This is a genomic window from Streptococcus sp. P25B114 (genome assembly GCF_053010325.1).
Map to the genome: position 1 here is coordinate 1 of NZ_JBRKNW010000032.1, position 9,030 is coordinate 9,030.

Below are 9,030 nucleotides of genomic sequence, written 5' to 3' on the forward strand. Positions count from 1 at the left end.
CCATCCATGTCCCGCAAAGGGAATAGCCCAGATAATGGGATGATGGAGTCTTTCTTTGGCGTCTTGAAAACAGAAATGTTTTACGGATTTGAAAAGAGTTTCAAGTCTCTGGATCAACTGGAGAAAGTTATCACTGATTATATTTTTTACTATAACAACAAACGAATCAAAGCAAAATTAAAAGGACTTAGTCCTGTCCAATACAGAACTAAATCCTTTCAATAATTATTTGTCCAACTTTTTTGGGTCAGTACACAAGTAATATAGCTTCTGTCTTAACTTTGAGCGCCTGAATGTTTCGGCAACGTAAAGCCTCCATTCCAAACTGCTCTAAGCTAGAAAATACGGTCTCCACTGGTTTCCTCAATCGACTTATTTTGTAATTTTCTAGCCATGAATAATCCATCATGTTTTTTCTGAGTTGAGAAATTAACTGGATATCACAGTCTGCTAACGCTGCCTTTGTCTGTCTATCCACATATCCTTTATCTCCATAAACGATTGGAAATGGGCTATTTTCAAGTAGCTCCAAAGCAACATCGCCATCATAAATAGATGCGGGTGTGACAACATAATCAATAGGAAACCCACTATTGCTGACAAGAACTGAAAATTTCAAGCCATAATAATGGATTTTCTTAGTTGCATTATGGCCAATGTCTGCCACCTCTGACAACAATGTAGCTCTCATGTTGTGAATGGGGTGACATAGGGCACAAGGAAAGCTGTCAATCAAGCCGAACGAGCAGGTTTGACAAAGATCTAAGACCATAAAATAGCGCATACGTTGAATACTTTGAGCAAGATTTTGACAGATACGGAAAAATCGAGAGTATTCTGGGAACTTGTCAGGGAAGAGATTATGACGAATCGCACGGTAAATAGCACTTGCCGTCCGGCAGCCCTCTTGAATTGCCCAAAGATAATTAGCGATAATAACGACATCAGACTGTTTTTGTAGGTGGATGTTTCGCCGATTTCGAACCTCCTGGGGAACAAATCGCTCATATAAAGCGAGAACTTGGGTAAAGATTTTTGAAAAAATAACATGTGTTTAATTGGGATTTGCGAGATAATAATGTTGGCTTTGCATATCATTCCCTCATTTCGTGGTTGTTTTGAGTTTATGATACGCAAAGTTTTTTTATTTGGCTAGAATTAACTAGCACAACGGGTATTTAGTAGGACTTTGTACTGAGAGAGTACAAGGTCTTTTTATACCTTTGTTCCAAGGTTGCTTTCCCGCTATATGTGGAATCTATGGTATAATATAGAATAGGTTTTCTTTGGTCAGGAGGCCGGAAAGGAGCACATCATGCGAGAGTTACACGCAACATTACTGGCAGATTACGAGATTGATTTTTCAGATTTGAGCCTATTGGAAACAGCATTTACCCACACATCTTATGCCAACGAGCATCGCCTTCTAAAAATTTCACATAATGAGCGCTTGGAATTTTTAGGAGACGCTGTTCTTCAGTTAATGATTTCAAAATATTTGTACAAGAAATATCCAGATCGTCCGGAGGGCGAGATGTCCAAGATGCGTTCGACCTTTGTTCGGGAAGAGTCTTTGGCAGGATTTTCACGAGCCTGTGGCTTTGATAAATTCCTACGATTGGGCAAGGGGGAAGAAAAGTCTGGTGGACGCAATCGCGACACCATTCTTGGGGATGCTTTCGAGGCTTTCTTAGGAGCTCTGCTATTGGATAAGGGCGAAAAGACCGTAGAGGAATTTCTGCACAAGGTGATGATACCGCGCCTAGAAGTGGGGAATTTCGAGCGGGTGACAGACTACAAGACAACCTTGCAAGAACTCTTGCAGGTCAACGGAGAGATTGTGATTTCCTACCAAGTCGTTGCGGAGTCTGGACCTGCTCATGACAAGACCTTTGAAGTCGAAGTATCAGCAGACGGTCGTGTCATCGGTCGTGGTGCTGGTCGATCCAAGAAATTAGCTGAACAAGCCGCCGCAAAAAATGCTGTGGAGGCTAGAGGATAAGTATGTATCTGAAATCAATTGAAATGCAGGGCTTTAAGTCCTTTGCGGACAAGACCAAGGTGGTTTTTGACCGTGGAGTGACGGCCGTTGTCGGTCCCAATGGCTCAGGCAAGTCCAATATTACAGAAAGTCTGCGTTGGGCACTGGGTGAGTCGTCTGCTAAAAGCCTACGTGGTGGCAAGATGCCGGATGTCATCTTTGCAGGGACGGAAAATCGGAAGCCGCTCAATTACGCATCGGTGACGGTGACGCTGGATAATTCTTCTGGCTTTATTGCTGGGAAGGAAAAAGAAATCAAGGTGGAGCGCCAGATTTATCGGTCGGGCGACAGCGAGTATCTGATTGACGGGAAAAAAGTTCGCCTGCGGGATGTGCATGACCTTTTCATGGATACTGGTCTGGGACGGGATTCATTTTCGATTATTTCCCAAGGTCGGGTTGAGGCGATTTTTAATTCCAAGCCGGAAGAACGCAGAGCTATTTTTGAGGAGGCAGCTGGCGTCCTCAAGTACAAGACCAGAAAGAAAGAAACCGAGAGCAAGTTAGCCCAGGCTCAGGGAAATTTGGATCGTTTGGACGATATTATCTATGAGTTGGACAATCAGGTCAAGCCTTTGGAAAAACAAGCGCAGACGGCCAAGAAATTTTTGGAATTGGATGCAGAGCGCAAGGAGCTCTATTTGGATGTCTTGGTGGCCCAGCTCAAAGGGAGCAAGGAAAGATTAACAGCTAAGGAAGCAGAATTGGATCAGGTCAAGGCGGATTTGACCACCTATTACCAACAGCGTGACCAGCTGGAAGAGGAAAATCAGCACCTGAAATCACATCGTCATGCTTTGACCCAGCAAATGGAGCGGGAACAGGCTGTCCTCTTGGACTTGACCAAGTTAATCAGTGACTTGGAACGAAAAATCGAAGTCCATAAGTTGGAGTCCAGCCAGAATGAAACCAGTCGCCAAGAGGCAGAAGTCCGCCTGCAAAGCATGCAGGACAAATTGGCTACGGTAAGAGAAGAAGTGGCGAAAAAGACCGCGGCCATGATAGAGTTGGAAGAAAAATTGTCTGCCTTAAAGGCAGAGATTGCGGTCGTGGACAAGGAAATTTCTTATTTTTCAGAAGATCCAGACCAAGTCTTGGACCATCTGCGGGAGCAATATGTAGCCCTTATGCAGGCGGAGGCGGAGGCGTCCAACCACTTGACTAAATTGCAGCAGGACATTGCCAATCAAATCAGCCTATCAGAAAGCAAGTCGGAGGAATTGACCCGCTTGCAGGCTGAAAAAGAGACAGCAGAGAAAGAGCAGGCAGCCGGTCAGACCAGATTAGCCGAGACCGAACAGCATTTGCGAGACCTCTTGACCGATTACCGTCAGGCAGAAATGCAGGTGAGCCAAGCGGAGCAAGCTTACAAGGAGCAACAGTCGGCTATGTTCGACCTCTTGGATGCGATTAAGTCTAAGCAGGCGCGCCAGTCAAGTTTAGAGGCCATTTTAAAAAATCATTCAAACTTTTATGCAGGTGTCAAGGCGGTCTTGCAGGCAGCACCGACTATCGGTGGCATTATTGGTGCGGTCAGCGAGCAATTGACCTTTGATACACGCTATCAGATGGCACTGGAAATCGCCTTGGGTGGTGCCGGCCAGAACGTCATTGTAGCGGATGAGTCGACTGCCAAGCGGGCAATCGCTTATCTGAAAGACAAGCGTCAGGGTCGGGCGACCTTCCTGCCCTTGACGACCATTAAACCTCGTAGTTTGGCGAATCAGCAGCTGGCAATTTTGCAGGCGACACCCGGTTTTTTGGGCATGGCCAGTGATTTGGTGACCTACCAAGCACATTTGGAAAATATTTTCCAAAATCTACTGGGCACCATTGCCATTTTTGAGACCATTGATCAAGCCAATCAAGCGGCGCGAGAGACAAAGTTTCAGGTGCGGATAGTCACTATGGATGGTTCTGAAATCCGTCCCGGTGGTGCCTTTGCCGGGGGTAGCAACCGCAACAACAATACGACCTTTATCAAGCCGGAATTGGATGCCCTTGTGGGCGAAATAGCAGAGCTGTCTCGTAAGCAGAAGGAGCAGGAAAGCCTTGTTGCCAGCCGAAAAGAAGATTTGGACCAGACAAGATCTACACTTGAAGAAATTAAATCTCAAGGTGAGGAGGCGCGTCTGGCCCAACAATCTGCTCAGATCCATCTGGAACAAGCCGAGCAACACTTGGTGCAGGTAAGAGCGCGCTATGACTTGCAAATCAGCCAAGTCAGTCCAGAAATCCTATCAGAATTGCAGGAGCAGGCGGACAAGGAAATTACACTGGTTGATAGTTTAAACCAGAAGAAAACACAATTAGAAGAGCAAATCCAACAGGTGCGAGACGATCGCGACAGCATCCAAGGAAGTTTGGAGCGCCTGCGCAATCAGAAGGGTCAGTTGACCTTGGAACAGACGGAATGGACCAGTCAACTGCGCTTTGAACAGACGGATCACCGCCGTTTGCAGGACGAACAAGTGGCGATTGAAAAGGAAATCCTGATGTTGCAGGATGTCATTGACCAAAAATTGGTTGCCCTGGAAGATACCAGTCTGGATGTTCTGGAGGAACAATTGCAGGCCGCGACGACCAAGCAGACTGATACCAATCAGATTCTCATCCGCCTCAAGTTTGAATTAGAAGATATTGAGGGGCAATTTGAGGATTTGGAAGGGCGTTTGCAACTGGCGCGTACCAAGAATGACGACCTCATTCGCAAGCAGGCCAAGTTGGAGGCCGATGTGGAGCAGGTCGGTGACAGACTGCGTCATTTATTGACCAATCTGACCGAGCAATTCAAACTGACCTTTGAGGCGGCCCAGTCTCAGGCAAGACTTGTTGAGGATTTGCCACTGGCTGAGCAGGCGCTCAAGGATTTGGAACGAGCTATTCGAGCGCTAGGACCTATCAATTTGGATGCTATTGAGCAGTACGATGAAGTCAACAATCGCTTGATTTTCCTTAATGAGCAACGGGCAGATATTTTGTCGGCGCGTGATTTACTGCTGGAGACCATTCATGAGATGGATGACGAGGTCAAGGAACGCTTTAAGGCTACCTTTGAGGCAATTCGCGGTAGTTTCAAGCTGACTTTCAGACAGATGTTTGGCGGAGGTTCTGCGGATTTGATACTGACTGACAATGATATTTTGACTGCGGGGGTGGAAATTTCTGTCCAGCCTCCGGGGAAGAAAATCCAGTCGCTCAACCTTATGTCTGGTGGCGAAAAGGCCCTCTCGGCTCTCGCTCTGCTATTTTCCATTATCCGTGTCAAGACCATCCCGTTTGTTATTCTGGACGAGGTGGAGGCGGCTTTGGATGAGGCCAATGTCAAGCGTTTCGGGGATTATCTCAATCGTTTTGATAAGGAGAGCCAGTTTATCGTCGTGACCCACCGTAAGGGGACCATGGCGGCGGCAGATGCCATGTATGGTGTGACCATGCAGGAGTCGGGCGTGTCCAAGATTGTGTCCGTCAAACTGAAAGATGTGGAGAAACTATGATAAAGAAAGTATTTGCTAGTGATATGGATGGGACTTTTTTGCGAGAGGACCATAGCTTTGATAAGGAGCGGTTTGGCCGGCTATTGGATGCTTTTGAGGATAGGGATTATCTTTTTGTGGCTGCCAGCGGTCGGTCCTACCCCAGCTTGAAGCAAGTTTTTGCGGGATTTGAACATCGTATCGCCTTTGTGGCGGAAAATGGGGCGGTTGTGTCCTATCAGGATGAGCTGATTTTTATGGACAATCCTATTCCGAGCTCGGTTTATTTGAGGCTGATTGAGGAGCTGGTGGCCAGTGGAATTGTGGAAGCTCACCATGTCACCCTGTCTAGTTTGTCGGGTTCTTATATGCTGGAAGCTGTTGAGGACGATCTTTTGCGTGATTTGTCGGGCTATTATCAAGATATTCGTCTGATAGCTTCTTTTGAACAGGTGACGGAGGAGGTCATCAAGCTCAACATCTATGTTGCGGAGGAAAAACGCCAGCAGGCCCAGGATTGGATCAACCAGCATTTTGGTAATCTTTCAGCGGTAACAACAGGATTTACCTCTATTGACATTATCCTATCAGGTGTGCACAAGGCGGTCGGTCTTGGTCATCTTTGTCAGCATCTTAGATTGACGGCAGAGGATGTAACAGCTTTCGGGGACAATCAAAATGACCTGGAAATGCTGGAATTTGCTGGCCTGGCCATTGCGACGGAGAATGCTCGCCCTGAAGTCAAGGCAGTCGCAGATAAGATTATCGGTCACTGCAATGACGATGTAGTTTTGACCTATTTGGAGGAGGTAGTATATGGCAATTAAGTTAGTTGCACTCGATTTAGACGGAACCTTGTTGACGTCTGACAAGAGGATTTCTGAGGAAAATAAAAAAGCCCTGCGAGCAGCGCGTGACAAGGGTGTGTACGTCGTTCTGACAACAGGGCGCCCCCTGCAAGCCATAGGAACGTTTTTGGAGGAGCTGGATTTGCTGGGCGAAGGTCAGTATTCCATTACCTTCAACGGTGGCTTAGTACAGGAAAATACAGGCCGCATTTTGGATAAAACAGGCTTTAGCATCGACGATGTTCGTGCCATTCGTCAGGTGACCAATCAATTGGACCTGCCTTTGGATGTTCTCTATGGTGGGGATGTCTATTCTCTTCCGGCAGCCAATGAATCTCTCTATCTGACTGCCAATCCCTTGCTCAATAATATTGAAACGACCGATGCGGACTTGCCAACTGATTTGACCTACAACAAGGCGGTTTCAGCAGTGGCGGCGGATTTCTTGGATGAACAGATTCCGAAAATCCCTGCGGAATTGTATGAGCGATTCGAGATTTTCAAATCGCGGGATATTCTCTTAGAATGGAGCCCCAAAGGCGTTCACAAGGCTAATGGGTTAGCAAAATTGATTGGGCATCTGGGCATTGACCAGTCAGAAGTCATGGCCTGTGGTGATGAAGGTAATGACTTGTCTATGATTGCATGGGCAGGTTTGGGTGTTGCCATGGCCAACGCAACTGATGAAATCAAGTCGGCAGCCAAGCTTGTTCTGCCAAAAACCAACGATGAGGATGGGATTGCCTGGGCAATCGAACATTATGTATTAAACGAGGACTAGTATGGGATTATTTGATCGATTATTTGGACAAAAGATCGAAGAGCAGGATCTAGCGACGTCAGAAGAGACGCAGTTGGATAATCTTGTTGAAGAGCAAGACATTGAGCAGGATATTGCTCAGCCGATGACTGTTGCAGAAGAAGTTACAGAAGAAATTTCGGATGGGCAAGAAAACACTGAGGAGAGTCTGGTAGAGCCTGTTCAAGAAGAACAAGGGGCGGGGAGCCTTGTGCCAGATGAGGAAGTTTCGGACATCCAAGTTACAGATGAACCGCAGGCTGAGCCAAGCGCTGAGCCGGTCTTGACACCGGAGCAAGAAGCTCAAAAACAACGGACTTTGGATATGATGGCCCAGTATTATGCTGCCAAGGAGGCTGCTGCGGCCCGTGTCAAAGAAGCACAGGAGCTGGGGCTTGACCCAGCTATTCAAACCAAGGCCAAAGAAGAGCCTGTTGAGGAAGTTGTTCCAGTAGAGCAAGAAAGTGAGCAGGACAAATACCAGCGGACCTTGAAAAAGACCCGCACAGGCTTTGGAGCAAGGCTCAATGAATTCTTTGCTAATTTCCGTTCGGTTGATGAGGAATTTTTCGAAGAGTTGGAAGAAATGCTGATTTTGTCAGACGTAGGGGTGCAGGTTGCTTCTACGCTAACAGAGGAGCTCCGCTATGAAGCCAAGCTACAGAAGGCTAAAAAGACGGAAGAACTCCGCCGAGTTATCATCGAAAAGTTAGTGGATATCTACGAAAAAGATGGTCAGTTCAGCGAGCAGATCAATTTCCAAGATGATTTGACAGTCATGCTCTTTGTCGGTGTCAACGGGGTTGGGAAGACCACCTCTATCGGTAAGTTGGCCTACAAGTACAAGCAGGCTGGCAAGAAGGTCATGTTGGTCGCAGCGGACACCTTCCGTGCGGGTGCGGTAGCCCAGCTGGTCGAGTGGGGTCGCCGTGTCGATGTGCCAGTGGTCACAGGACCTGAAAAGTCAGACCCAGCTAGTGTGGTTTTTGATGGGGTCAAACGTGCCGTGGCAGAAGGCGTGGATATTCTCATGATTGACACAGCAGGTCGCTTGCAGAATAAAGATAACCTTATGGCAGAGCTGGAAAAAATCGGTCGCATCATCAAACGGACCTTACCTGATGCACCGCATGAAACCCTCTTAGCACTAGATGCCTCGACAGGACAAAACGCCCTTAGTCAAGCCAAGGAATTTGCGAAAATTACTCCATTGACAGGTCTTGTTTTGACCAAGCTAGACGGTACTGCAAAAGGTGGCGTCGTTCTTGCTATTCGTCAGGAGTTGGATATTCCTGTTAAACTGATAGGTTTTGGTGAAAAAATCGATGACATTGGAGAATTTAAATCCGAAGAGTTCATGCGTGGACTTTTAGAGGGATTGGTGTAATATTGAAAAAAAGTCGTTAGTTGAAAAACTAGCGACTTTTCTTATCTGTATGCAGTAGGGAGTAAATGGCAATATCTACAATACCACGATTGTTTCGAGCGGCTTGGCGGAGAGTTCCTTCGTAGGTCATGCCGACTTTTTCCATGACGCGACCAGACGGACGGTTCTCACTATCGTGAACAGCTGTAATCCGTAAACAACCCACTTCCTCCAATAAATAGTGATTAATAGCTTCAAGAGCTTCGGCCATATAACTTTGGCCCCACCACCTGCTACCTAACACCCAACCTAATTCAGCAGACTGTACCCGTTCATCTAGACAGACAACGGAAATATCTCCAATAGGTTGCTTATACTTAACAAAAATCAAAAATAGCGATATGATAGTATTATGACAAAAGAATTTACCCAGACACAAGTTGAAGAATTAAAGCAAGCACTTAAAAACAAAAATAATGCTCCGCATCATAGAAAAATAC

7 protein-coding genes and 1 pseudogene are annotated in these 9,030 nt (G+C 46.6%); 6 read left to right on the forward strand and 2 right to left on the reverse strand.

Going from position 1 to position 9,030, the window contains the following annotated elements; all coding sequences use genetic code 11:
- Window positions 1-225 (forward strand): transposase (locus tag ACVC7T_RS10660; protein WP_447262930.1); only part of this gene is annotated, 225 nt, incomplete at its 5' end.
- 25 nt (window positions 226-250) lie between these two features.
- Here ACVC7T_RS10660 and ACVC7T_RS10665 read toward each other — a convergent pair.
- Window positions 251-1,045 (reverse strand): annotated as a pseudogene (locus ACVC7T_RS10665) (IS982 family transposase); the annotation flags it as partial.
- A gap of 270 nt (window positions 1,046-1,315) precedes the next feature.
- On the opposite strand from ACVC7T_RS10665, the gene rnc reads away from it, so the two are divergent.
- From rnc to ftsY, 5 genes are read left to right on the forward strand one after another with little or no spacing between them, the layout of a single operon-like run.
- The gene (rnc, locus tag ACVC7T_RS10670; RefSeq protein WP_105111663.1) at window positions 1,316-2,002 is read left to right on the forward strand and encodes a ribonuclease III; all 687 of its coding nucleotides are present in this window, start codon (window positions 1,316-1,318) and stop codon (window positions 2,000-2,002) included.
- A 2-nt stretch (window positions 2,003-2,004) separates the two neighbouring features.
- Window positions 2,005-5,538 carry a chromosome segregation protein SMC gene (gene smc, locus ACVC7T_RS10675; protein WP_447262931.1) on the forward strand — a complete coding sequence of 1,178 codons (3,534 nt, stop codon included), beginning with the start codon at window positions 2,005-2,007 and terminating at the stop codon, window positions 5,536-5,538.
- A complete protein-coding gene (locus tag ACVC7T_RS10680) occupies window positions 5,535-6,344 on the forward strand; it encodes a Cof-type HAD-IIB family hydrolase (RefSeq protein WP_447262932.1) in 810 nt (269 codons plus the stop codon). The genes smc and ACVC7T_RS10680 overlap by 4 nt, the downstream gene beginning before the upstream one ends.
- Window positions 6,334-7,146, forward strand: coding sequence for a Cof-type HAD-IIB family hydrolase (locus ACVC7T_RS10685; RefSeq protein WP_447262933.1), 813 nt, complete (start codon window positions 6,334-6,336; stop codon window positions 7,144-7,146). Before ACVC7T_RS10680 ends, ACVC7T_RS10685 begins: the two co-directional genes overlap by 11 nt.
- A gap of 1 nt (window position 7,147) precedes the next feature.
- The gene (gene ftsY / locus ACVC7T_RS10690) at window positions 7,148-8,551 is read left to right on the forward strand and encodes a signal recognition particle-docking protein FtsY (protein ID WP_172094810.1); all 1,404 of its coding nucleotides are present in this window, start codon (window positions 7,148-7,150) and stop codon (window positions 8,549-8,551) included.
- A 28-nt stretch (window positions 8,552-8,579) separates the two neighbouring features.
- On the opposite strand, the gene ACVC7T_RS10695 is transcribed toward ftsY, so the two are convergent.
- A complete protein-coding gene (locus tag ACVC7T_RS10695; protein WP_447262934.1) occupies window positions 8,580-8,969 on the reverse strand; it encodes a GNAT family N-acetyltransferase in 390 nt (129 codons plus the stop codon).
- Window positions 8,970-9,030 lie beyond the last annotated feature (61 nt).